At 71.3% G+C, this 21,085-nt stretch carries 22 protein-coding genes; 9 read left to right on the top strand and 13 right to left on the bottom strand.

Going from position 1 to position 21,085, the window contains the following annotated elements; genetic code table 11:
- Positions 1-75 precede the first annotated feature (75 nt).
- The 3 genes from AWZ10_RS35580 (at position 76) to AWZ10_RS35570 (ending at position 2,062) form a co-directional block, all read left to right on the top strand.
- Positions 76-1,266, top strand: a complete 1,191-nt coding sequence (locus tag AWZ10_RS35580; RefSeq protein ID WP_060893060.1) for an MFS transporter — start codon at positions 76-78, stop codon at positions 1,264-1,266.
- Between the two features lie 161 nt (positions 1,267-1,427).
- The gene (locus tag AWZ10_RS35575) at positions 1,428-1,685 is read left to right on the top strand and encodes an Arc family DNA-binding protein (RefSeq protein ID WP_046706857.1); all 258 of its coding nucleotides are present in this window, start codon (positions 1,428-1,430) and stop codon (positions 1,683-1,685) included.
- Between the two features lie 35 nt (positions 1,686-1,720).
- Positions 1,721-2,062: a PIN domain-containing protein gene (locus AWZ10_RS35570; RefSeq protein ID WP_046706868.1), complete on the top strand. Its 342-nt coding sequence runs from the start codon at positions 1,721-1,723 to the stop codon at positions 2,060-2,062.
- Positions 2,063-2,102: 40 nt separating this feature from the next.
- On the opposite strand, the gene AWZ10_RS35565 is transcribed toward AWZ10_RS35570, so the two are convergent.
- The 3 genes from AWZ10_RS35565 to AWZ10_RS35560 all read right to left on the bottom strand — a co-directional run bounded on the left by AWZ10_RS35565 (position 2,103) and on the right by AWZ10_RS35560 (position 4,322).
- Positions 2,103-3,032 (bottom strand): hypothetical protein, encoded by a 930-nt coding sequence (locus tag AWZ10_RS35565; protein ID WP_208618608.1) that lies wholly within the window; start codon positions 3,030-3,032, stop codon positions 2,103-2,105.
- Positions 3,033-3,313: 281 nt separating this feature from the next.
- The gene (locus AWZ10_RS54330; RefSeq protein ID WP_244172656.1) at positions 3,314-3,445 is read right to left on the bottom strand and encodes a DUF397 domain-containing protein; all 132 of its coding nucleotides are present in this window, start codon (positions 3,443-3,445) and stop codon (positions 3,314-3,316) included.
- Positions 3,408-4,322 (bottom strand): helix-turn-helix domain-containing protein, encoded by a 915-nt coding sequence (locus AWZ10_RS35560; RefSeq protein WP_046706859.1) that lies wholly within the window; start codon positions 4,320-4,322, stop codon positions 3,408-3,410. The genes AWZ10_RS54330 and AWZ10_RS35560 overlap by 38 nt, the downstream gene beginning before the upstream one ends.
- A gap of 176 nt (positions 4,323-4,498) precedes the next feature.
- Between AWZ10_RS35560 and AWZ10_RS35555 the strand changes: the two genes are divergently transcribed.
- Positions 4,499-5,083 (top strand): ATP-binding protein, encoded by a 585-nt coding sequence (locus AWZ10_RS35555; protein WP_079104569.1) that lies wholly within the window; start codon positions 4,499-4,501, stop codon positions 5,081-5,083.
- Here the strand turns inward: AWZ10_RS35555 and AWZ10_RS35550 are convergent.
- The 4 genes from AWZ10_RS35550 to AWZ10_RS35535 all read right to left on the bottom strand — a co-directional run bounded on the left by AWZ10_RS35550 (position 5,076) and on the right by AWZ10_RS35535 (position 8,844).
- Positions 5,076-7,223 (bottom strand): ArnT family glycosyltransferase, encoded by a 2,148-nt coding sequence (locus AWZ10_RS35550; RefSeq protein WP_060893059.1) that lies wholly within the window; start codon positions 7,221-7,223, stop codon positions 5,076-5,078. The two genes, AWZ10_RS35555 and AWZ10_RS35550, sit on opposite strands and share 8 nt — an antisense overlap.
- Positions 7,220-8,131: a glycosyltransferase gene (locus tag AWZ10_RS35545; protein ID WP_079104567.1), complete on the bottom strand. Its 912-nt coding sequence runs from the start codon at positions 8,129-8,131 to the stop codon at positions 7,220-7,222. Before AWZ10_RS35545 ends, AWZ10_RS35550 begins: the two co-directional genes overlap by 4 nt.
- A gap of 118 nt (positions 8,132-8,249) precedes the next feature.
- Positions 8,250-8,543: a zinc-ribbon domain-containing protein gene (locus AWZ10_RS35540; protein WP_037705450.1), complete on the bottom strand. Its 294-nt coding sequence runs from the start codon at positions 8,541-8,543 to the stop codon at positions 8,250-8,252.
- Positions 8,544-8,625: 82 nt separating this feature from the next.
- Positions 8,626-8,844 carry a hypothetical protein gene (locus AWZ10_RS35535; RefSeq protein WP_208618607.1) on the bottom strand — a complete coding sequence of 73 codons (219 nt, stop codon included), beginning with the start codon at positions 8,842-8,844 and terminating at the stop codon, positions 8,626-8,628.
- A gap of 46 nt (positions 8,845-8,890) precedes the next feature.
- Between AWZ10_RS35535 and AWZ10_RS35530 the strand changes: the two genes are divergently transcribed.
- A complete protein-coding gene (locus tag AWZ10_RS35530; RefSeq protein ID WP_167366023.1) occupies positions 8,891-9,544 on the top strand; it encodes a hypothetical protein in 654 nt (217 codons plus the stop codon).
- Positions 9,545-9,859: 315 nt separating this feature from the next.
- Here the strand turns inward: AWZ10_RS35530 and AWZ10_RS35525 are convergent, their stop codons facing one another.
- On the bottom strand, positions 9,860-11,293 hold the full coding sequence (locus tag AWZ10_RS35525) for a DUF2252 domain-containing protein (protein ID WP_046706863.1): 1,434 nt from the start codon (positions 11,291-11,293) through the stop codon (positions 9,860-9,862).
- 141 nt (positions 11,294-11,434) lie between these two features.
- Complete coding sequence (locus tag AWZ10_RS35520; RefSeq protein ID WP_046706864.1) at positions 11,435-11,761, bottom strand: carboxymuconolactone decarboxylase family protein; 327 nt, start codon at positions 11,759-11,761, stop codon at positions 11,435-11,437.
- Positions 11,762-12,077: 316 nt separating this feature from the next.
- Here AWZ10_RS35520 and AWZ10_RS35515 point away from each other — a divergent pair, with 316 nt between their 5' ends.
- Entirely contained in the window at positions 12,078-12,479 is a 402-nt protein-coding gene (locus AWZ10_RS35515; RefSeq protein ID WP_060893056.1) for an amphi-Trp domain-containing protein, read from the top strand.
- Positions 12,480-12,578: 99 nt separating this feature from the next.
- Here the strand turns inward: AWZ10_RS35515 and AWZ10_RS35510 are convergent, their stop codons facing one another.
- Both AWZ10_RS35510 and AWZ10_RS35505 read right to left on the bottom strand, forming a co-directional pair.
- Positions 12,579-13,238, bottom strand: a complete 660-nt coding sequence (locus tag AWZ10_RS35510; protein ID WP_046706866.1) for a response regulator transcription factor — start codon at positions 13,236-13,238, stop codon at positions 12,579-12,581.
- A 39-nt stretch (positions 13,239-13,277) separates the two neighbouring features.
- Positions 13,278-14,555 (bottom strand): sensor histidine kinase, encoded by a 1,278-nt coding sequence (locus tag AWZ10_RS35505; protein WP_046706867.1) that lies wholly within the window; start codon positions 14,553-14,555, stop codon positions 13,278-13,280.
- A 291-nt stretch (positions 14,556-14,846) separates the two neighbouring features.
- Here AWZ10_RS35505 and AWZ10_RS35500 point away from each other — a divergent pair, with 291 nt between their 5' ends.
- From AWZ10_RS35500 to AWZ10_RS35490, 3 genes are read left to right on the top strand one after another with little or no spacing between them, the layout of a single operon-like run.
- Entirely contained in the window at positions 14,847-15,092 is a 246-nt protein-coding gene (locus tag AWZ10_RS35500) for a hypothetical protein (protein WP_046706399.1), read from the top strand.
- Positions 15,089-15,904, top strand: a complete 816-nt coding sequence (locus AWZ10_RS35495) for an ABC transporter ATP-binding protein (RefSeq protein ID WP_234360718.1) — start codon at positions 15,089-15,091, stop codon at positions 15,902-15,904. Before AWZ10_RS35500 ends, AWZ10_RS35495 begins: the two co-directional genes overlap by 4 nt.
- 3 nt (positions 15,905-15,907) lie before the next feature.
- Positions 15,908-18,466 carry an ABC transporter permease gene (locus AWZ10_RS35490; RefSeq protein WP_060893055.1) on the top strand — a complete coding sequence of 853 codons (2,559 nt, stop codon included), beginning with the start codon at positions 15,908-15,910 and terminating at the stop codon, positions 18,464-18,466.
- Between the two features lie 375 nt (positions 18,467-18,841).
- On the opposite strand, the gene AWZ10_RS35485 is transcribed toward AWZ10_RS35490, so the two are convergent.
- Positions 18,842-19,447, bottom strand: a complete 606-nt coding sequence (locus AWZ10_RS35485; protein ID WP_060893054.1) for a DUF11 domain-containing protein — start codon at positions 19,445-19,447, stop codon at positions 18,842-18,844.
- Between the two features lie 586 nt (positions 19,448-20,033).
- Positions 20,034-20,645 carry a DUF4232 domain-containing protein gene (locus tag AWZ10_RS35480; protein ID WP_046706396.1) on the bottom strand — a complete coding sequence of 204 codons (612 nt, stop codon included), beginning with the start codon at positions 20,643-20,645 and terminating at the stop codon, positions 20,034-20,036.
- Between the last annotated feature and the right edge of the window lie 440 nt (positions 20,646-21,085).

Below are 21,085 nucleotides of genomic sequence, written 5' to 3'. Positions count from 1 at the left end.
GCCGTCGCCGGTGCAGCTTTCGCGTGTGCGCGAAACATTACGGCGGGCGGCCGGAGGGGGCGAGGGTCATTTCCCATGCGCAGCTATCAAGACCTCTTCCGCACCAGGGAGTTCACCCCTCTCTTCGTCGCCTCCTCCCTCCAGGTCGCCGCCTCCACGATCGGCGGCCTCGCCCTCGCCACCTCCGTCTACGCGGCGACCGGCTCCCCGCTCCTGTCCGCGCTCAGCATGTTCGGCCCGTCCCTCGCCCAGGTGATCGGTGCGACGACGCTGCTCTCGGCCGCGGACCGGCTGCCGCCGCGGGCGACGACGACCGGCCTGGCGGTGGTCCTCGCGGCGAGCACGGCGTCCCTTGCCCTGCCCGGCCTGCCCCTGTGGACGGTCTTCGCGGTGATCGCCGCCCAGGGCCTGGTCGCGTCCCTCGGCGGCGGAGTCCGCTGGGGCCTGCTGAACGAGATCCTCCCGAAGGACGGCTATCTGCTCGGCCGCTCGGTGTTCAACATGCTGCACGGGGTCACACAGATCGTCGGCTACGCGACCGGCGGCGCCCTGGTGGCGTTGCTGTCCCCGGCGGTCACGCTGCTGGTGGCGGCGGCCCTGTACGCGGCAGGGGCCCTCTGTTCCGTCCTGGGCCTGAACCGCCGCGCCCCGCGCGCCTCCGGCCGCCCGTCCGTCGCCGAGACCTGGCGCACGAACGCCCGCCTGTGGTCGTCCGCCCCGCGCCGCCGCCTCTATCTGGGCCTGTGGATCCCCAACGGCCTGGTCGTCGGCTGCGAGTCCCTGTTCGTCGCGTACGCCCCCGACCGCGCGGGCCTCCTCTTCGCCTGCGCGGCGCTCGGCATGCTGGCGGGCGACGTGACGGTCGGCCGTCTCCTCCCACCCCGGGTACGCGACCGCCTGGCCACGCCCCTCCTCCTGCTCCTGGCCACCCCGTACCTGCTCTTCGCCCTCCACCCGCCGACCCCCGCCGCCGCGGCCTGCGCGACCCTTGCCTCCCTCGGTTTCGGCGCGAGCCTGGTCCAGCAACAGCGCCTGCTGGCCCTGACCCCGCCCGAACTCACGGGCCACGCGCTGGGGTTGCACTCGGCGGGCATGCTCACGTTGCAGGGCGTGAGCGCGGGCCTGGCGGGCGGGGTGGCCCAACTGACCTCACCGGGCGCGGCGATGGCGGTCATGGCGGGGGCGTCGGTGACGGTGACGCTGGTGTTGTGGGCGGCGGGTCGAGACGAGCGGGCGGACCTCACGTCACCGGCGCGTGCGTCCTGACGGCCTGTGGTCGGCTGGGACCGGACGGGCAGGTGGTGGGGGCACTGTGCAGCACCCAAGGCATGGCCGAGCTGATGGACGCTAGAGTGGTGCGCCATGGGTACGGTTACGTACCCGTACCCCGCCCGTACCCTGGTCGTGAGTGAAAGGGAGTCTGTGTCATGCCCGACGCCAACGTCCGTATCCCCGCCGATGCCCGCGACCGGCTTGCCGAGATAGCTGCTGAGGAAGGACTGTCCCTGCGTTCCTACCTGGCCCGGCTCGCCGAGACTCTGCTCACCCCGGCGGAGCGGGCCGAGCGTGCGGAGAAGGCGCGGGTGGTGCTGCGGGAGTGGAACGGCTACGACCCCGACCAGCATGAGCAGGCCGAGTTGGACGCCGAGCTGGACCGCCGTATGACCGAGGCGGGTGCCGCGTGACCCGTGACGTTCATGTGTTCCTCGACGAGAGCGCGATGGTGGCCGCTGGGCGGGGCAACGCCCTGACTTCCCGGCTGATCCATCGCGCTCACGCCGAGCCGGGCTGGCTTCTGTACGCCACCGTGTGTGCCCTGGTCGAGGCCGATCGGGCCCGGCCAGGCATCGCGGAGCACATCGCAGCCCTGCCCGGCATCGCGATCGTCGACCTTGATCTGCCGGCCGCCCTGTCGGTGGCCCGCGCGACCACGTGGGCCGACGCACACACCCTCTACGCCGCCCAGCCCAGTCCCGACCGGCCGGACGGTGCGGTGATCGCGACCACCCGGCCGCACACGTGGAAGGAACAGCCGGTGCGCATCCTGGACGTCAGCCCCTGAACTTTCCCACCTGTGGGTGGACCGCACACCCACCCACCGGTCAGCCGGCCGCACGAAGGTGGTCCGCGGACCTGCAGTCCCGGCAGCGGCTGTGTTCCGCGGAGCGGAAGCCCCGTTCGCAACCGTCGCAGTTCCGCATGGCCGCGACTGCCTGACGTACGGGGGGTTCTGCGCTTCCGGCCGGTGCGGGCAGGGGAAGAGGAGTCTCCTTGAGGCGGTGGCCGAGGATGCCGGCCGGGCGGACCAGAAGGCGGTCCGGGAGTCCTGTGGTGAGGTGGTCCGTGATCTGGGTGGGCAGGAAGCCTGCCGTGAGCCACCGGGTGACGGCCGGGGCGAGGCGGGCGGCTTCCTGCACGGACACGACGAGGCGGGGATCGACCCGGCGCAGGGCGGCGAGTACGGCGATGGCGCGCGGGTCGGCGTCGGCGGCGGCGAGCGGGACCGGTGCCTCCGCCTCCGCCTGCACGGGCGCGGCCACGGCTTCCTCCACGGCCCCCTCCGCGGCCACGGACGCGGACGCGGGCGTCGGCATGACCGCCGCGGTGGCGGGCTGCTTCCGGGGCCGACGGGGCCTGGGCGACTCAGGAGGTCCGTCCGGATCCGGATTCAGGGCCGGATCGCCGCCGGGGATGTCGTAGAAGTACGTCCGGGTACGGATCTTCCCGGCGGGTGTTCGCTCGCGGCGGCGCTCCAGGTATCCGGCCGCTTCGAGTTCCCTGAGCGCCCGCGAGATCAGGATCTCGCCCTCGTCGAAGTGCTCGCACAGGGCGGTGATGCTCACGAGGGTGCCGGTGGGCAGGGAGGAGATGTACGTCGCGACGCCGACCGTGACCGCGCTGCCGCGCCGCTGGGCAAGGGCGTTCGAGATCACGGTGAAGTCGGCCGTGAGGCGGGCGCGTACGTGGATCACGCCGGAGGTCGGCGCTCCGGCGTCGGCGCGCAGGCGCGCGTTAGACTGCGAGTCAGCCATCGGGAAGCTACTACTTCCTGGTTGGTCAGGCCCTCGTTCGGGATTGCAGTCCCGGCCGGGGGCCGTATCTGTTTGCGGTTGTCGCGGCGAACGTAACCGCCCGCATCCCACGCCTGCAAGCCGGTCACTCGGACGGGTGACGCGGGCTTCGCGACCGGGGAGGGTGGGTGGGCGGGTAGTTCTTTCCCCCGGTTCTTTGGGGAGGTCAGTGGCCCGCCGGACCCTCGCGGACAAGGGCCCGGTGAGCCCGTAGGACGGACGGCGGCCGGGGCCCGGCGGCCTCAGGGTCGGTGGTGCCCGGCCTTCAACTCGCCTATGAAGGCGGCCCAGGAGGCGGCTTCGAAGCACAGCGCCGGACCGTGCGGGACCTTGCTGTCACGGACGGGGACGACGGTCCGGAACCCGTCGGCCACTTCCACGCAGTTGCCGCCCTCCTGATTGCTGTAGCTGCTCTTGCGCCAGGCGACGCCGTTCGGATCGGGACGGGACCTTCGCTCCACGGTGGTTGCCCTCCATCACGGATCGGATCATGTCGAGCGACATGAGCGGCGGCAGAGCTGCCGCCCGCAGCCGATCGTAAGTCAGCGCAAAACTCCTGACTTCGTCCGGATCCTCGATGAGTTGGCCGTAGTGCGCGCCTTCCGTGTAGGCGATCTCCGAGCCGTCCGGCATGGTGAGCACCGTGAGCGATCCGCCCAGGGCATCGTGCTCACCTTGGTCGAACGGCAGTACCTGCACGGTGATGTGAGGTTCCGCCGCGGTCCCGAGCAGCCGTGCCAACTGCTCACCCATCACCTCCCGGCCACCGACCGGACGCCTGAGCACCGCCTCGTCGAGGACCACCCACAGTTCGGGACGATCGGGCGTACCGAGGCGCTCCTGTCGTCCCATACGAAGGGCGACCCGCTCTTCCAACTGCTCCTTGCTGCCGAGCGTTCGACCGACACTCAGCACTGCCCGCGCGTAGTCCTCCGTCTGCAACAAGCCAGGCACCACATGAGCCGCGTATTCGCGGACGGCCACCGCCCGCGCCGAGCACTCCATGAACTTCCGTGACCAGTCCGGGAACGCCTCCCGGTACACGTACGGCCACAGGTCCACCAACAGGTCGTCCGCGCCTAGGGCCGCGTCCAGCGCGCGTGCCAGCTCCAGCGTCGGCTTCGCCCCGGACGCCCGCTCGATCTGCGTGATCCGTGTGCTCACCACGTGCGTCCGGTCGCCGAGCTCGGCCTGGGTCAGTCCGGCTGCCGTACGGAGTCTGCGTACCCGGGCGCCGAACAGGGCCGCCATCGACGTGCTGGGGTCAATTCCGTTGGCCAAAGCATCACTTCCGTTCCTTACGGGCTGAAAAGTAAGGCTGTGTCACCTGTCGAGCGTAGGTCGATCGGACGATTCTTGGGTACGGAACGTGATGACTCGTGCACGTCGCGAAACGCCTCGGCTCGACAGACAAGGACGGACCAACCGTGCGGACAGGAACGACCACCCCGGGAGACGGGCCACGACGGAGCGCCGCGGCCCCTGCGGCGAAAACCGTCGCGCCCGCCGACGCGGCACGCGAACTCCCCGCATTCGCGGAGCAGTTCGTCTCCTCACCGCGAGGTGTGCGGCTCGCCCGACGCTTCACCGTCCGGCGCATGCAGGAGTGGGGCTATCTGTCGGTGTCCGACACGTCGTGCGCGGTCGCGATCGTCGTCGGCGAACTCGCCGCGAACGCCGTACAGCACGGCCGGGTTCCCGGACACGACTTCGGCCTCCGGCTCGCCCTCGACGCGGCTGCGGGCCTGGTGCGCATCGAGGTCGCGGACGCCGCCTCCGCGAAGTGGCCGCCCACGACCCCGCCCTTGTCGTATCCCGAGGGCGAGTCCGGCCGAGGACTGCTCCTGGTGGACGTCCTGGCCGTGCGCTGGGGGTCGGCGCCTCGTCGGCCCGTGGGGAAGACGGTGTGGGCGGAGGTATCCATCGAAACAGACGGGCGGGCCGCCGGAGGGGGAGATCCGGTGGCCCGCCCGTCGGGAGCGGTCGGTCAGGTAGGAGTGAGTGTCAGCTGACGTCGGACGCGTCCAGGCGGTACAGGCCGCTGTAGTCGCTCACGGCGCTGCCGTTCTCCTTGACCCACTCGGCGATCTCGGAGGCGGCGCTGCTGCTGCCGCCCTGGCCGCCGCTGTCGCTGACGACGATGTAGTGGAGTTTGCCGGTGCTCACCAGCTCCTTGAGCTTGGCGAGGGTCATGGCCTCGTCGCTGCCGGACCAGCCGCCCATGGAGATCACGGGCTGACCGGACTCCAGGATGATCGAGGAGGCCGTCTGGTCGGTGGCCACCGCCACCAGCCAGGTCGCGCCGTCCTGGTTCTTCTTCAGGTACGTGATCATCTCGGAGGAGACCTGGGAGCCACCGCCCATGCCGCCCCCACCGCCACCGTCGCCACCGGCCTGAGTGCCGGCGGAGGAGTCGGAGGAGTCGGTGGAGTTGCTGGGGGTGGAGCTCGATCCGGAGCTGCCGGAGCCGGAGCTGCCCGTACCGCTCGGGGCGTTCCCGTTCTGCGTGTTCCCGGTCGGCGCGTTCCCGCTGGGCCGCTGGCCGCCGCCCATGCCGCCGCCACCGCCCATGCCGCCCCCGGTGTTGGGGCCGGCCGTCGGGTTGGTGCCGTTGGAGCTCGCGGTGGTGGCCGCCGACACCGAGTACGCGGCGGGCCCGGCCAGCAGCGCGACGATCGCCGCGAGGGAGGCCAGCGCGACCAGCTTCCGGCGCCGCGTGAACCGTCCGACGAGCAGCCCGATCACGGCGACCGCACCGGCGACACCGGCCACGACCTGGGCGACCGTGTAGATCGTCCCGGAGCCGGAGACCCGCTGCAGCAGCACGACCGCCCAGACCGCGCTCACCGCGACCGCCAGCGGCAGCACCCAGCTCCACCTGGCGACCGAGCCCTCCTTGAAGGCGCCGTACAGCATGACCCCGCCCGCACCGGCGAGCGCCGCGATACCGGGGGCCATGGCGGTGACGTAGTACGGGTGGAAGGTGCCCTCGGCGAGGGCGAAGGTCAGGTAGTGCAGGACGAACCAGCCGCCCCAGAGCAGCAGCGCGGCCCGCCTGGCGTCCGTACGAGGGGCACCGCCCCGCAGCACCAGACCGCCCACCAGGGCGATCAGCGCGAACGGGATCAGCCAGGAGATCTGGCCGCCCATGATCTCGTTGAACATCCGGTAGACGCTCGCGTCGCCGCCGAAGCTCGCCCCGTTGCCCTGCGAGCCCACCGACGAACTGGCGCCGAAGATCCGGCCGAAGCCGTTGTAGCCGATGACGAGGTCCCAGACCGTGTTGTCGGTGGAGCCGCCGATGTACGGGCGGGAGGAGGCGGGGATCAGATCCACGACCACCATCCACCAGGCGCTCGACACGATCAGCGCGACCGTGCCGACGGCGAGGTTGCGGATCCGGCGGCCGAGCGAGGCGTTCGCCGTCCAGAGGTAGACCAGGAAGAAGACCGGCAGGACGACGTACGCCTGCATCATCTTCGTGTTGAACGCGAACCCGATCGCGACGCCGGACCAGACGAGGGGCATCACGCGTCCGGTGCGTACGGCCTTCATGAGCGCCGCCGCGCCGAGCAGCATCAGGAAGACGAGGACCGGGTCGGGGTTGGTGTCCCGGGTGATGGCGACCGTGATCGGCGTGAGGGTGAGGGCGAGCGCGGCGATCGTGCCCGCCACCGCCCCGAAGTCGCGCTTGACCATCCGGTACAGCAGGGCCACCGAGCCGACGCCGACCGCGACCATCGGCAGCATCATCTGCCAGGTGCCGTAGCCGAACACCCGGGCCGACAGGCCCATGACCCACAGCGCGAACGGCGGCTTGTCGACGGTGATGAAGCTGCCCGCGTCCAGCGCGCCGAAGAAGAACGCCTTCCAGCTCTGCGTGCCGCTGTAGACGGCCGCGTTGTAGAAGGTGTTGCCGGTGATGGAGGACAGGTTCCAGGCGTACAGCGCCGTGGCCAGGACGAGGATCGCCCACAGGGCCGGGCGTGCCCAGCGTGGGTCCTCCGGCGCTCCGGTGAACATCCGGCGGGCGCGGGCGGCGAGACCGCCCCCGGCTCCGGCGGCTCCGGCGGCTCCGGCGGGAGGAGCTTCGGCCCGATGCCTCGGGCCGCTGTCCCGCCCGGTGGTGGGCGGCGGGGCGAGGGTCGTCATGACGCGTACTCCATGTCCTTGAGGCCCCGGGAGAGCTGGGGAAGGGGTGCGGCGGTGGTGTCGGGAGCGGTCGTACGGCAGGTCGTACGGGAGGTCGTACGGGAAGCGAGGGGCGGGGCCGGGACCCAGGAACGATGCGCCCGGCGCGGTACGCCGGCCACGACGACCCGGCGTTCGACCGTCGCCCGGAGCATGCGGCCCATGCCCTTGAGGTCGTCGAGGGCGGTGCGGACGATGTCGACGCGGCTGTCGGGGTCGTCGACCCAGTCGACGGGGACCTCGTGGACGCGGAGCCCGTTGCGCTGGGCCAGCACGAGGAGTTCGGTGTCGAAGAACCAGGCGGTGTCCTCGATGTGCGGGGCGAGCGCGCGGAAGACGTCGGCGCGTACCGCCTTGAAGCCGCACTGGGCGTCGGAGAAGCGGGCGGCGAGGCCCAGCTTCAGCAGCAGGTTGTAGGAGCGGGAGACGAACTCACGCTTGCGGCCGCGGACGACATCGGCCTGCCGGTGCAGCCGGCTGCCGATCGCGAGGTCGCTGTGGCCGGAGAGCAGGGGCGCGACCAGCGGCAGGAAGCCTTCGAGGCCGGTCGAGAGGTCGACGTCCATGTAGGCGACGACGTCCGCGGTGGACCGGCTCCACACGTGCTTGAGCGCCCGCCCCCGCCCCTTCCGGTCCAGATGGACGGCGTGCACGTGCGGGAGCCCGTCGGCCAGGGCGAGGGCCGCCTCCCAGGTGGCGTCCGTGCTCGCGTTGTCCGCGATCGTGATCCGGAACGGGAACGGGAAGGACGCTTCGAGGTATGCGTGGAGACGGCCGACACTGCCGGCGAGGACGTGCGCCTCGTTGTACACCGGCACCACGATCTCGACCGAGCGCTGCCGGACGCCTCCCGCGTTCATTTCGTTCATGGCAGCGACTGTCGGGGCCGCTTCTGGGGCGACGCTGAGCGAGTACTGAGGGAAGAATGAGAATCAGTGAACTCACAGCTTCCCCACAGCGGGCGTGCTCAGCCCGTTCTCACCGCGCTCATGACTGGTACGGCTGCTGCTGCGGCTGACCGGTGGACCGGGCGCCGTGACCGCCCGCGTTCTGCGCCTGGAGCTGTTCGGCCTGCTCGGCGCTCACCTTCTGCTCGGCACCGCAGAAGGTGCACTGCGTCTGGTACTTCGTCGAGACCGGGAACAGCGGCACGAAGAACAGCGTGAACTTCGTGACCCGCTTCCTGAGCGTGTGCGCGGAGGGGTTCCCGCACTGCCCGCACACCAGCGTCAGTATCGCGAGCTGGTAGAGGTATCCCTTGGTGCCAAAGATGATCAACATCTGGGTCCTTCCCGGAGGTGCTTGTCGACGCACCGCACGCACTGCACGCGCCGCACGCACTGCCATCAAGTGTGCCCGTCCCTCACTTCTTCACATTGCCGGTGAAGACAGCTTCCTCGGAGTCGTAGTCGGGGGAGACCTCGACCTGGAGGAACGTCTCGCTCCTGGGGAGTTCGCAGGCCCATGGAACGGTGAGAGAGCGTCCGGCGAGGATACGGGTGTCGGGGAGCCCGTCCAGCCCTTCGTCGTAGATGCCCTTGCCCTCCTTGCCCTCGTCGCCGTAGGCACAGTCGACGGTCATCTCGTTGGCGTCGACCGTGACGTCGGACCCGTTGACGATCTTGATCGTGAACTTCGCGTACGGCGCGGACGCGGCGACCTTCCTGCGCGAGGTCGCGGGCACGGCCGCCGACGCCCGGACGACGGACGCCCCGTACTGGAAGGCGCGCCGGACGATGACGGGTGCCGGGGGCACCACGACCACGGGGACGGTCTGGGTCGGCCGATCGGGGATCGTCTCCCGCGCGTCGAACGGGAAGTACACGCTGTTCCCGCCGGGAGGCGAGGCCGACGAGCAGATGGTGTGGCCGGTCGCGGGTCTTGAGGTCGACTGGGACGAACTGCGCGAGCTGCCGACCGAGCCACGTGCCCTCAAGGCGCTGCTCCACAGCGGCACCCCGGACGCGCCCGAGCAGGAGGCGGTCTTCAACGGCATCGTCACCCTGCTGTCGGCCCCGGTGAGCCCGCAACTGCGCGCAGCGCTCTACGACGTTCTCGCCGGGTTGCCGTATCTGCGGCTCGTCGGTCCGGTGCACGATCGCGCCGGGCGGGCCGGGGTGGCGATCGAGTACGACGGCGAGGACGTACGCAGCCGGGTCGTCATCGACCCCGAGTCCGCCCTGCCCCTGGAGGAGAGCAACACCACCCTGGGGCCCCGAGGACGGGGATCTCGTCAGCTCGGTGACGTACCTGTCCCTGCGGGCCGTGCGGAACGCCCCTGAGGCCGTTCCGGTCGAGCCGCTCCCGCGCGCCGAGGTCGAGCGGCTGCGTACGGTGCCCTTCCGGGAGAAGTGAGACCGGGGACGTTCCGCCGCACGTCCGGTGACGCGTGTGTCGGCGTCCCGGGGTCGGTGACCGGCGGGACGGCGTTCCGGGGTGTCGGTGACCAGGGGGTCGGAGATCCGTGCACCGGGGTGTACAGGGGGTGTGCGGCCCGAGGTCGGAGGCCTTGGCCTTGCCGCGGCAGCACTCCTGCCCCGGGAGGGCGAGGGGCCGGAACACATGTGCCCCTCGGACCCCGGCCCCGGCCACCAGCGTCAGGCAGCAGCGGGCAGTTCCTCCGAGGGGAGCCGGCCCGCGCGTACCGCGTCGACCAGTGCCTGGTGGTCGCGCTCGTTCTGGTCGGCGTATGCCTCGGCGAAGGTGGCGAGTGCCCGGTCGAACGAACTGCCTTTGCCCAGGTACGAGGCGATCGCGATGCGGTCGCCGGACCGCGCGTGCGCACGAGCCAGGGTGAACCCGCACAGTTGGCCGAACGCCCGCATGCCCTCCGGCCGCATCGTCTCCGGCACGGCGATGCCCTTCCAGTCGCGCAGCTGGCGGACGTAGAAGTCGCGCTGCTTGCCGTCGATCCCGTCCACCCGTTCCCAGCCGAGGAAGATGTCGCTCGCGGCCTGCATCAGCCGCTGGCCCGAGACCACCCGCTCGCCCTGGTTGCGGTACCGGCTCGCGCCGACGTGTTCGGCGAGTACGGAGGTGTCGGCCTCCTTGGCCTGGAGGAAGAGCGGGTCCTGGCCGTCCCGGCCGAGCAGGAGGAAGATCCAGCATCGGGTGCCGACGCTGCCGACGCCGACCACCTTGCGGGCGACGTCCGCCAGCCGGTAGTCCGCCAGGAGGGTGCGCCGGTCGGAGGCGAGGGTGCGGCCGTACCGTTCGACGAGACCGCGGAACTGGCGTTCCAGGGCGCTGCGTTCGACGTCCGGCAGCAGGTCGGCGGCCGGCATGAGCAGCGGGGGGTCCGGCGCGATCCTCGGCCGGCCGTCGACCGTTACGGTGAGCTTGTCGAAGGCCTGCAGGCTGTCACGGGTGCGCGCCTTCGCCATGGCGCGGGCCAGTCTTTTCTGACCGTGCTTGTGGAGCCGGCCCGGTGCCAGGGACTCGAGGAGGTCCTGGTCGACCTTCGCGTACCAGACGTCGAGGTTGCCTGTCTCCGCGAAGCGGATCATCGCCTCTCGGTACGAACGGACCGTGGTGCTCACGATGCCGGCGCGCTCGGCGTCGTCGAAGCCGTTCGCCCGGCCCGCGATGACGAGACTCGCCGAGAGCCGCTTGACGTCCCACTCCCAGGGGCCCGGCAGCGTCTCGTCGAAGTCGTTGATGTCGAACATCAACTGTCTCTCCGGCGAGGCGAGCAGACGGAAGTTCAGCAGGTGCGCGTCTCCGCACAGCTGGGCCGTGAGCCCCGAGACCGGGGTGCCGGCCAGGTCGGACGCCATGATCGCGGCGGCGCCCCGGTAGAAGCGGAACGGGGACTCCGTCATCCGGCCGTAGCGGATCGGGACCAGTTCGGGCACTCGCGACGCGGACTGCGCCTCCAGGATCGACAGCGGATCCGGCCGGTCAGGAGACGGCTTGTACACGGCGTGGCCCGACCGTGGTGTGCGGCGCCGCGCCTCCTTGCCGAGGGCGGCGCGCTCCTCGGGTGTGGTGTGCGGTGCCATGCGCATCGCCGTGGTCGCGTTCTGGGACATCGAAGACCCTCCTGCCTGGCCCTGTGGCTCTCTGGCCCCTGCGGCTCTGGGGACACCCGGCACAGGGCACGTCGGACAGAGGGATCCCATGGCCCTCTCGGCCGTCGGCCGCGCGGATATCGATGCCGGGGGCGTCTGCTCTCAGCCCTGGGACCCGATCTCGGCATCGGCGACGGCGATGGCGATGCCGAGTGCCGTGGCGATGTTGCCCGCCGCCGTCATGACGCGGGCGGTGCCCACGATGGGCGCGATGGCGACCAGGACGTCCTGCAGTTGTTCGGCGGTCAGGCCGGTCTTGAGGGCGGGGTCGATATGGGCCGCGTAGGAGATGGGCGGGGCGTCCGAGGCGGCGAGTGCCGCGATGCGCGTGAGGATGAGCATGTCCGGGGGCAGCCCGCAGCGCTCCAGCGAGTCGACCGTCATGGCGGCGAGGGTGTCCAGGACAGGGGTGTCGGATGCAGTGGACATGGCGCATGCCCTTCTGGTGAGTTTCAAGCCCGAGGGATGTGCGAGGGGGAAGGAACCAGTTCCACGAACCCGGAGTTCTCCTCAACCGTAGAACCCATCCGGCATTCGCGCATGAGGTGCATGAGGCGCCATGAGGTGCATGAACGGGCGGGGGCGCCCTGGGACGTCTGGGGACGCCTAGGGCCACGCATGGTTCGCAGAGACCCCAGCCAGCCGCCTGACCGGACACCCCCTCGCCCGGCCATGAGGATGTCCGATCCCGCACATGGCGTCAGAATGAGCGCTATCTGCCCTTTGTGCCCGATCGGAGGCACCCATGAAAGACCTCAAGTTCGAGCAGAAGCGCTCGCTCTCACGCCTTGAGGCGGCCGACCAGCTCACGGCCCTCGCAGCCGCGCTGCGGGAGGGCGGGGAAGCCGAGGTGGACCTCGGCCCCGGAACACTGAGCCTGCGGATTCCCGACGACCTTCGCAGCGAGGTGGAGGTCGAGATCGGTGACGGCGAGATCGAACTGGAGATCGAGTTCAAGTGGTCGACCGCACCGACCCGGACCGCACCGACCCGGACCGCACCGACCCGGACCGCACCGTCGCGGACGGTCGCAGGCACGGAGAAGGCCACGAGGAGGAGGAAGGACACGGCCGCCAAGCCTGCCCGGAGCAGCACGGGCACCGGCAGGAGCAAAGGTACGAAGCGGTCCGCCACGAAGACGCCCTGACCTGTGCCGGAGACCTCGGGCCGACCACCGCGCGCCGTGACCTGCGGCATGTCGTGGTGGGCGTCGGCCGGGGGTGGGTGGACCTCGCCGGTGACGCGCTCAGGCCGGCCGCCGTAGATCCTCCAGGTAGTGCAGGACCGCGGCGACCCGCCGGTCCACACGGTCCGTCGGCGACAGGTCGAGCTTGGCGAAGATGCTGCGGATGTGCTTGTGGACGGCGCCCTCGGTGACGACGAGCCGTTCGGCGATGGCGGTGTTGCCGAGTCCCTCGGCCATGAGGGCGAGTACGTCCCGCTCGCGGGGGCTGAGCCGGTCGAGGCGGGTGTCCTGGTGGGAGCGGGTGAAGAGCTGGGCGACGACCTCGGGGTCGATGGCGGTGCCGCCGTCCGCCACGCGCCGCAGCGCGTCCAGGAACTCCTCCACCCGGCCGACGCGTTCCTTGAGCAGATAGCCGAGGCCGCTCACACCGCCGGTGAGCAGCTCGGTGGCGAAGGACTGCTCGACGTACGCCGACAGCACGAGGACGGCCAGGTCGGGCCGTCGGCGCCGGGCCGCGACGGCCGCGACGATTCCCTCGTCGGTGTGGGTCGGCGGCATCCGTACGTCGAGGATGGCGACGTCCGGATGGTGTTCGTCGATGGCGGCCAGCGCCTCGTCGGGGGTGCCCGCGGTGGCCACCACGTCGAGGCCCTCGGCGCGCAGCAGCAGGGCGAGGCCCTCGCGCAGCAGTGCATCGTCCTCGGCGATCACTATCCGCATGTCACGATCCGTACGTCGATCCGTATGTCGATCCGCAGGTCACAGTCCACAGGGGAGTTCCACCTTCAGGGTTGTCGGGCCGCCGGGCGGGCTGGCCAGGGAGAGGGTGCCGTCGTGCGCCGCGATCCGGCGGCGGATGCCGGCGAGGCCGGAGCCGCCGTCCTCGTCCGCCCCGCCCCGGCCGTCGTCCTCGACGCACAGGTGTAGACGTCCGCCGCGGCTGCGTGCCGTGACGGTGGCGTGTGCGGCGTCGCTGTGCTTGGCGATGTTGGTCAGGGCCTCGGCCACGACGAAGTAGGCGGTCGCCTCGACGGAGGCGGCACACCGTTCGGGTACCGCCACGTCGATCCGGCAGGGCACCGCGCAGTTCGCGGCGAGTCCTGAGAGCGCGCCGGCCAGCCCCCGGTCGTCCAGCACCGGGGGGAGGATGCTCCGGGAGACCGTGCGCAGTTCCGCGAGGGCCTGTTCGGCGGCGGACTGGGCGCGTTCGAGGAGCTCGTCGGCGCCCGCCGGGTCGCGGGCCACCATGCGGCGGGCGGCGCCGAGCAGGACGGTGACGGAGACGATCCGGTTCTGGGTGCCGTCGTGCAGGGAGCGCTCGATGCGGCGCAGCTCGGTGGCGTGGGCGTCCAGGGCGGCGGCACGGGTGGCGGTGAGTTCGGCGATGCGCAGCGAGAGGTCCGTTTCCGGCCCGGCCGCGAGGAGCAGGCGTCCGGGTCGGCCCTGCCAACGGGCGACGCCGGGGCCGAGCCCCACGACGATGGCGATCCAGCCCACGCCCAGCATGGCCACGGCGAGGGCGTCCGGCCAGGACTGCGCGTTGCCGATGCCCACGGACGTGGCGGTCGTGTTCCCGGGCAGGAGCTTCCAGTACAGCGGAAAGAGGCTGTCGCGCACGGCGATGAGCGGCAGGAAGACGCCGAGCAGCCCCAGAAGGAACCCCAGGGTGCCGTGCCGGGCCAGCCAGCGCAGCTCCCGCCGGGTGGTGGGGTCGACGAGGGCGAGCCGCAGTCGCGTCGGCGGAGGTTGCGGGGCGATGACCTCGGGACCCCGGCGGCCGAGCCGCTCGCGTTCCCGGCCGGCCAGGGCGTGCAGCGCGCGCAGCACGCCGGGGGCCATGAGCAGCCCCACCCCGACCGGGCTCGTCACGGCGGCGACGGCCAGCCAGAGCAGCACGAGCAGCGCCGGGAAGGCCGTACCGAGTCCGGAGACGAGTTGGGCGATCGCGGCGCCGGCCGCACGCGTGGTCCGTACGACGGTGGCCCTGATGCTCACCCGCCGCCGGTCACCGGCCGTCGCGTCCTGCTGGACCGCCATCCGCCTTCCTCCTCCCCCCGGCCGCTGGAACGCTCCGCTTGCGTGCCCACGTTGCGCTTGCGTCGCCAACGTTCCGCTTGCGTCGCCATGTTGCGCTTGCGTCGCGAACGACCTTATGACGCCCGCCAGTTCCCCGTCGGCCGGGACCGGAGTACAGCCTGCTGTACCTCGGACCGGGCGGGCTGCGGGATCGGCCGGGAGGGGTGTCGATCCGTAGCGTCGGTGACGTCACCCGGACCCCCGGACCCCCGGACCCCCGGACCCACCACTCGGCACCACGGGAGAAGCCCCATGACGACCACCGACCCCTACCGCCTCACCACCCCCGCCGACGGCAGGCACGAAGCGTCGTCACCCGCCGTCACCGGCGGGGAGGTCGTCCGAACGCTGCTCTGGATCCTGGTCGTGGTCAGCGCGGTCGCCAACTCGGCGGCCACCTACGCCGAAGCGGACACCTGGGTGCACCTGGCCTGCGGCGTGGTCACCCTCCTCGGCGCGGGCACCCTCGCCGTGCGCCACCTGCGGGGCCGTCGATGAACGCCGCTTCCGCCCGGACCCGCAGCACGGAGACCACCGCCCACGGCGCGGCGGCAACCGCCCACGGCGCGTCGACCGCCGCCCACGGCGCGGTGCGGCCCGCCATCGCCCTGGACCGGGTCAGCAAGGACTACCCGGGCGGCATACGGGCCCTCGACGAGGTGTCACTGACCGTGGAACGTGGCACGTTCCTCGCCGTGATGGGCCCGTCGGGCTCGGGCAAGAGCACCCTGATGCACTGCGCCGCAGGGCTGGACTCCCCGAGCTCGGGCAGCGTCCGCATCGACGGTCACGAGATCGCGGGCCTGAACGAGACCCGCCGCACCGAACTGCGCAGGGAACGCGTCGGGTTCGTGTTCCAGGCGTACAACCTGATCCCCTCGCTCAGCATCCAGGACAACATCACGCTGCCCCTGCGACTTGCGGGCCGGACCCCGGACCACGACTGGCTGCGGACGCTGGTGGAGCGGGTCGGGCTGTCCGACCGGCTCACCCACCGCCCGGCCGAGCTCTCCGGCGGCCAGCAGCAACGAGCGGCGGTGGTACGGGCGTTGGTGGCCAGGCCGGCTGTCGTGTTCGCCGACGAGCCGACCGGCGCGCTCGATCTGCGCAGCGCCCACGAGGTCCTCGACCTGCTGCGGGACCTCGTGAACGACCTGCGCCAGACGGTCGTGATGGTCACCCACGACCCGGCCGCCGCGGCCCGCGCGCACCACGTGCTGGTGATGGCCGACGGCAGGGTGGTCGAGGCCCTCGAAGCACCGACCGCCCCCGAACTGGCCCGCCGTCTCGTCGCGTTGGGAGAGGTCTGAGCCATGCTGGGTCTCGCGACACAGATGATCCGCCACCGGGTCACCGCACCGATCGCCGTGGCCTGCGCGGTCCTCGGCGGAGCGGCTCTGATCACCGGCACCGGCGTCCTGGCCGAGTCCGGCCTGCGCTCCCACCTGCCCGCCGGCCGTCTCGCCGGCGCGGACGTCGTCGTCGCCGCCGACCAGGAGCTCCATCCAGCCGGTGACCTGCCGATCGCACTCCCGGAACGCCGTACGGTCCCGGCCCGGCTGGTCGGCGAACTGGCCGGGTTGCCGGGTGTCACCGAAGCGGTCGGCGACCTCGGCTTCCCCGTCGCCCTCGTCGACGCGCACGGACGGGTCGTACCGGCCGGAGATCACGAGACCTCGGGGCACGGCTGGTCCTCGGTGAAGCTGCTGGAACGTGCGCGGGCCGACGGCAGCGGGCCGGCCGGTTCGGGCGAGATCGCCGTGGACAGCGTCACCGCCGCCGCGGCCGGAGTGAAGGTGGGCGACCGGGTCAAGGTCGTCGCGAACGCCCGGCCCGCCGCCCCTTACCGCGTGTCGGCGGTCGTCGACGCGCCGGGCGCCGGTGTCTTCTTCGCGGACACGACGGCCGTACGACTGTCGGGGCGGGCCGAGGGTGACGGCTCAGGCGGCGGCTCGCGCGCCGGAACCGTCGACCTGATCGCCCTCCGCACCGCACCCGGCGCCGAGGAACAGGTCGCCGACGAAGTCCGTACGAAGCTGAAGGGCACCGGGCTCGAAACGGTCACCGGCGCGGACCGCGGGGACCTGGTGTCGCCCGGAGCGGGCGCGTCCCGCTCCCTCCTGATCCTCCTCGCCGGCTCGCTCGCCGGGATCATCCTGCTGATCACCGGGTTCGTGACGGCGAGCGCGCTGGCCGTGTCGCTCGCCGGGCAGCGCCGGGACCTGGCGCTGATGCGGGCCGTCGGCGCGACTCCCCGGCAGATCAGACGACTTGCCGCCGCGCAGTCGACCGTCGTCGCCGCCGTGGCCCTCGTACCCGGTGTGGCGCTCGGCCATCTGCTGGCGGACCGGTTCCGGGGACTGCTGGCGGACCGGGGTCTCCTCCCGCCCGAACTCCCCCTGACCATCAGCCCGTTGCCCGCCCTCGCGACGATCATCCTCATGGCCCTGACCGTGCAGATCTCGGCCCGGAGCTCGGCGTGGCGCACCTCGCGGATGCCGGCCACCGAGGCGGTCGCCGAATCGCGCAGCGAGCCGCGCGATCCGTCGCGCACCCGGACACGCATCGGACTCCTGGTCATCGTCGCCGCGACCACCATGTCGGTCGTACCGCTCTTCTCCCGTACGGTCCTCGGCGCGGCGGCCACGTCCATGGCGGGCATCCTCGGGGCGATCGGTCTGGCCCTGTCCGGCCCGGCCCTCGTCCGAGGCATCGGGAACGCGGCGGTCCGGCGCGCACGCTCCGGCGTCTCCGCGCCGACCTGGCTGGCGATGGCCAACGTCCGCGCCTACGCCCTGCGCAACGCGGGGATCGTCAGCACCCTGGCCATGGCGGTCGTGTTCGTCCTGACGTACACCCTCACCCAGACCACCGTGCTGGCCGCGACGGCGGACGAAACCCGCACCGGCACCCTCGCCCAGCAGCGGCTGAGCGCGCCGGTCCTGGGCGGACTGCCCGCCGCCACGCTCGCGGACGTACGGGACACGACCGGCGTGCGGGCGGCGGCCCCGGTGAGCACGACCACCGTGGTGTGGCCGTACAAGATGTTCGACGACACGGTGACCGAGGCCGACTCCGCGATGATCCTCACCCCGGACGCGTCCGACGTCCTGAACCTCGACGTACGGGACGGCAGCCTGAAGGGCCTCACCGGTGCCACCATCGCCGTCAGCAGCGACGTCGCCCGTTCGCGCTCCGCGCCGGTGGGCCGACGGGTGGGTCTCGTCCTCGGCGACGGGTCGAGGGTCGACGCCGAGGTGGTCGCCGTCTACGCCCGGAACCTCGGCTTCGGCACGGTGGTCCTGTCCCGCGACCTGGCGGCCGGCCACACCACGACGGGGCTCGACCAGAGCATCCTGATCCGCACGGACGGCACGGCGACCGCCCGCCAGGCGCTGACGGCCCTCGCCGCGTCCCACCCGGGCCTGGCACTCACGGACACGCGTCCCACGTCCGGCGACGGCCTCAAGGACGCCCCGCCCGAGGTGTGGATCAACCTGGCCGTCATCGTGATCCTGCTCGTCTACCTCTTGCTGAGCATCGCCAACAAGCTCGTCGCCGCCACCGCCCAGCGCCGTGTCGAACTCGGCGCTCTCCGCCTGGGCGGCACCACACCCCGCCAGATCCGCGCGATGATGCGGCGCGAGGCGGCGGTGACCGCCGCCACCGCGCTCACCACGGCCCTGCTGCTGTCCGCCGTGCCCCTCGCCCTCCTGGGCCAGGGCTTCCTCGGCCGCCCCTGGCCCGCGGGCCCCGCCTGGCTGCTGCCCGCCCTCGCGCTCACCGTCACCGTCACGGCCTTCCTCACCATCGAACTCCCCACCCGCCAGGCACTGCGCACCCCACCGGCCGACGCCATCCGCGCCCAGTGACGCAGTGCGCGTCAAGGGCGACTCGCCCACCCGCGCACCTCGGCGGAGCAGCGGCGGAGCGCAGCGGTGGGGCAGAGACGGAGCGCCGCTGATAAGTGCCGCAAGCACAGGAGCCCTCCCGCCCCCTGGGCGGAAGGGCTGACTGTGCGCCCTTGTCGATGTCAGCCGTGGATGTCAGGAGTGCTCAGGGTTGGGCTCGATGACGTCGGCTCAAACTCGCGTGACCCGCATTCCCTTGGACTCACGGCAGTGCCGCAACGACGGCGTCGAGGAAGCGTGCCCGAGCAATCTCGATCGGCAGCGACTACCGGCTGGGGTTTCGCGCTTGCGTGACAGTGACTCGGTCCAGGACGAGCAGGGGTGTGACGCCACAGCTCAGGGCGCGTTCAGCAGGAAGTTCTGGCGGCTGTTGTTGCTGGCACCGGGGCTGTTGATGTTGTCGTTGATGGTGATGTTGTTGAACATCGGGATGACACCGTTGAGGTTGATCGGCAGGATCGAGCCCCCACCGCCACCGCCTCCGTTGTCGCAGTCGCCTCCGGTGATCGTCGTCTGGTCGCTGTCCGAGACGGTTGCACCTCCCCCTTGGGTGACCGTGACGGTGTTGGTGACGGAACACGGTGCGTCGTCGGCGACGTTGACTGTGATCACGAATTCGGCGGAGGCAGGACCGGCAAGACCCCAACTACCATTGCAAATGACCGTCGTACCGCTGTTGGTGACGTCACAGGTAGACGCGAGGCTGCCTTGGATGTCCGCGACCGTGAGACCCGTGGGAAGGTTGTCCGTGAGGGTGAGCGGAGAGGCCGGCTCATCGCCGCTGTTGGTCACGGTGATGGTGTAGACACCCTGCCCTCCCCGTGCGAAGTCCCCTTCGTGACTCTTGTCGACGCTCAGGATCGGTTGAGCATGGGCGGGCGTGGCCGACAGGGCGAACGGCAGCGTGACGCCCAGCCCCACCACCGTGCCGAGGGCAGACATGCGCCGCCTCAATCCGTGTCTTGTCATCTACGGTTTCTCCTGTCGGTGAAGGTCCCTGCGGTCCGGCTCCGGGAGCGAGCGGAGGAGCCGACGTGGGGAATGTACTGACCGGAAATAACCGATTGGTCGATGAGTGAGGCAGAAGTTCACATTTCACCTGATCGCCCCGTCTGTTGACCTTGGCGTCATGGCCTCGGGGCGTTCGTCGGACCTCGTGACAGGGTCCGTCTTGACTGGTCGCCCGGAAGCGAGTGGTATCCAGACGGGGGCGGGCTGACCGCCGAGCAGCGCAGGCGCCGGGAAGAGGCACGCATGCGGGCCGCGGCGGGTTTCCCGCCGATACCGGCCTCGCTCCCGACAGACCGAACCGACCCCGAGACGCCGAAGTCAGTAGTCCGTGCCGGGGAGCCGCGACTGAAGGGTCGCCCCACCGCACTGTTGCGGTGGGTGCGCCCCCTTCAGCCGCGGCTCCTTTCGGGCGTCAGGTCGGCCGCGGGCGGCCATGGTCGGCGGCCTTCCAGTCGAGACGTCGACCTGTATCGCCGTACCCCCCACTCGCCTCACCGGCGGTTCCGATCGAGGTCCGTCACTTCGACATGATGAAATCCAGGGCGTAGCCGGGAGCAGTCGTCCAGTAGGTGACACGCTGGAAGTCGTTGGCGTACAACGTGGGGACGGGCATGGGGACATCGATCGGCTTGCCCGCGCTGCTGCCGGACTTGCGACCCTGGAGGCTGAGGGTGATGCTCTTCGCCTCGTACTCGTCCATGGGGCCGTTGACGAGCAGAGCGGCATAGCCTTCCTCACCCGGAGCGAGAGTGACGGGCTTCCCCGGGTGCGGGTCGCTCTCCTTGATCACGGGGGCCGTGGTCCGACCGTTACCGAGCCGTACCTGGGGGTAGCGGTAGAGGTTGCACTTCTTGTCGCCGGCGTTCTGGACGATGAGGAGGAGGTGCCTGGCGTCCTTGCTGTCCGCGGGCTCCGTCACGGCGGACACCCCGAGGACCTTCTGGGAGCAGGCGGCGATGGTGCCCTTGGCGCCGCTGCCGCCCGAGCGGCTCTTCACCGCGGCATTGGCCTTCTCGCTGACCGTCTGCGGCCCGGTGGCGGAGGCCTGTGCCGACACACCACACCCGAGAGCCAGGACGAGACCCGCGGCCACGGCCACACGGTTTGCCGTAAGGGACTTCATGCTCATATGCGTGTTCCTCTTCTGATCGGTATTCGGTATGAGGTCGCGTGCTCGGCCGGCGCCGCCACACCACCCGCCTCCTCCTCGGACCGCGGTGGCCGTGGCGGGGCGAAGGCGATCGGGCGCCCCCTTGGGCGTCCGCGCCCTGCACCCTGGTGCCCCAAGAAATGGGTGTCCCAGCGGACGGGTGAGTCGGGGGTCGTGGCGCTGCCGTGCGGTCGGCCGCTTCAGCCGGTGCGACACCCATAGCGTCGGATGCCCCGTGGGCTCGGCACAACGGCTGCCCCCGACTTGCAACGGTGGGACGATCCCACCCCCGACAACCTGCGGAGACAGGGAAGCCTGGGATGCCGGTCCGGGATGGGAATCCCCCTGAGGTCGGCGTCCGGGCATCCGGTGGCCTCGACCCGCGCCCGCCGCCTCGGCCCGCGCCCGCCGCCTCGGCC

It is taken from the genome of Streptomyces europaeiscabiei (assembly GCF_001550375.1).
Classification (GTDB): Bacteria; Actinomycetota; Actinomycetes; order Streptomycetales; family Streptomycetaceae; genus Streptomyces; species Streptomyces europaeiscabiei.
This window is presented reverse-complemented; position numbering and strand designations above follow the sequence as displayed.

What these genes read in the sequence shown, in the direction of transcription:
- AWZ10_RS35505 (WP_046706867.1), bottom strand. Translation starts at nt 14,555, where the DNA reads ATGGCGGTCCAGCAGGACGCGACGGCCGGTGACCGGCGGCGGGTGAGC.
- AWZ10_RS35545 (WP_079104567.1), bottom strand. Translation starts at nt 8,131, where the DNA reads ATGAACGAAATGAACGCGGGAGGCGTCCGGCAGCGCTCGGTCGAGATC.
- AWZ10_RS35510 (WP_046706866.1), bottom strand. Translation starts at nt 13,238, where the DNA reads ATGCGGATAGTGATCGCCGAGGACGATGCACTGCTGCGCGAGGGCCTC.
- AWZ10_RS35490 (WP_060893055.1), top strand. Translation starts at nt 15,908, where the DNA reads ATGCTGGGTCTCGCGACACAGATGATCCGCCACCGGGTCACCGCACCG.
- AWZ10_RS35535 (WP_208618607.1), bottom strand. Translation starts at nt 8,844, where the DNA reads ATGACCGTCGACTGTGCCTACGGCGACGAGGGCAAGGAGGGCAAGGGC.
- AWZ10_RS35495 (WP_234360718.1), top strand. Translation starts at nt 15,089, where the DNA reads ATGAACGCCGCTTCCGCCCGGACCCGCAGCACGGAGACCACCGCCCAC.
- AWZ10_RS35515 (WP_060893056.1), top strand. Translation starts at nt 12,078, where the DNA reads ATGAAAGACCTCAAGTTCGAGCAGAAGCGCTCGCTCTCACGCCTTGAG.
- AWZ10_RS35575 (WP_046706857.1), top strand. Translation starts at nt 1,428, where the DNA reads ATGCCCGACGCCAACGTCCGTATCCCCGCCGATGCCCGCGACCGGCTT.
- AWZ10_RS35480 (WP_046706396.1), bottom strand. Translation starts at nt 20,645, where the DNA reads ATGAGCATGAAGTCCCTTACGGCAAACCGTGTGGCCGTGGCCGCGGGT.
- AWZ10_RS35565 (WP_208618608.1), bottom strand. Translation starts at nt 3,032, where the DNA reads ATGGCTGACTCGCAGTCTAACGCGCGCCTGCGCGCCGACGCCGGAGCG.
- AWZ10_RS35550 (WP_060893059.1), bottom strand. Translation starts at nt 7,223, where the DNA reads ATGACGACCCTCGCCCCGCCGCCCACCACCGGGCGGGACAGCGGCCCG.
- AWZ10_RS35500 (WP_046706399.1), top strand. Translation starts at nt 14,847, where the DNA reads ATGACGACCACCGACCCCTACCGCCTCACCACCCCCGCCGACGGCAGG.
- AWZ10_RS35580 (WP_060893060.1), top strand. Translation starts at nt 76, where the DNA reads ATGCGCAGCTATCAAGACCTCTTCCGCACCAGGGAGTTCACCCCTCTC.
- AWZ10_RS35520 (WP_046706864.1), bottom strand. Translation starts at nt 11,761, where the DNA reads ATGTCCACTGCATCCGACACCCCTGTCCTGGACACCCTCGCCGCCATG.
- AWZ10_RS35570 (WP_046706868.1), top strand. Translation starts at nt 1,721, where the DNA reads ATGGTGGCCGCTGGGCGGGGCAACGCCCTGACTTCCCGGCTGATCCAT.
- AWZ10_RS35540 (WP_037705450.1), bottom strand. Translation starts at nt 8,543, where the DNA reads ATGTTGATCATCTTTGGCACCAAGGGATACCTCTACCAGCTCGCGATA.
- AWZ10_RS35560 (WP_046706859.1), bottom strand. Translation starts at nt 4,322, where the DNA reads ATGGCGGCCCTGTTCGGCGCCCGGGTACGCAGACTCCGTACGGCAGCC.
- AWZ10_RS35485 (WP_060893054.1), bottom strand. Translation starts at nt 19,447, where the DNA reads ATGTCTGCCCTCGGCACGGTGGTGGGGCTGGGCGTCACGCTGCCGTTC.
- AWZ10_RS35525 (WP_046706863.1), bottom strand. Translation starts at nt 11,293, where the DNA reads ATGTCCCAGAACGCGACCACGGCGATGCGCATGGCACCGCACACCACA.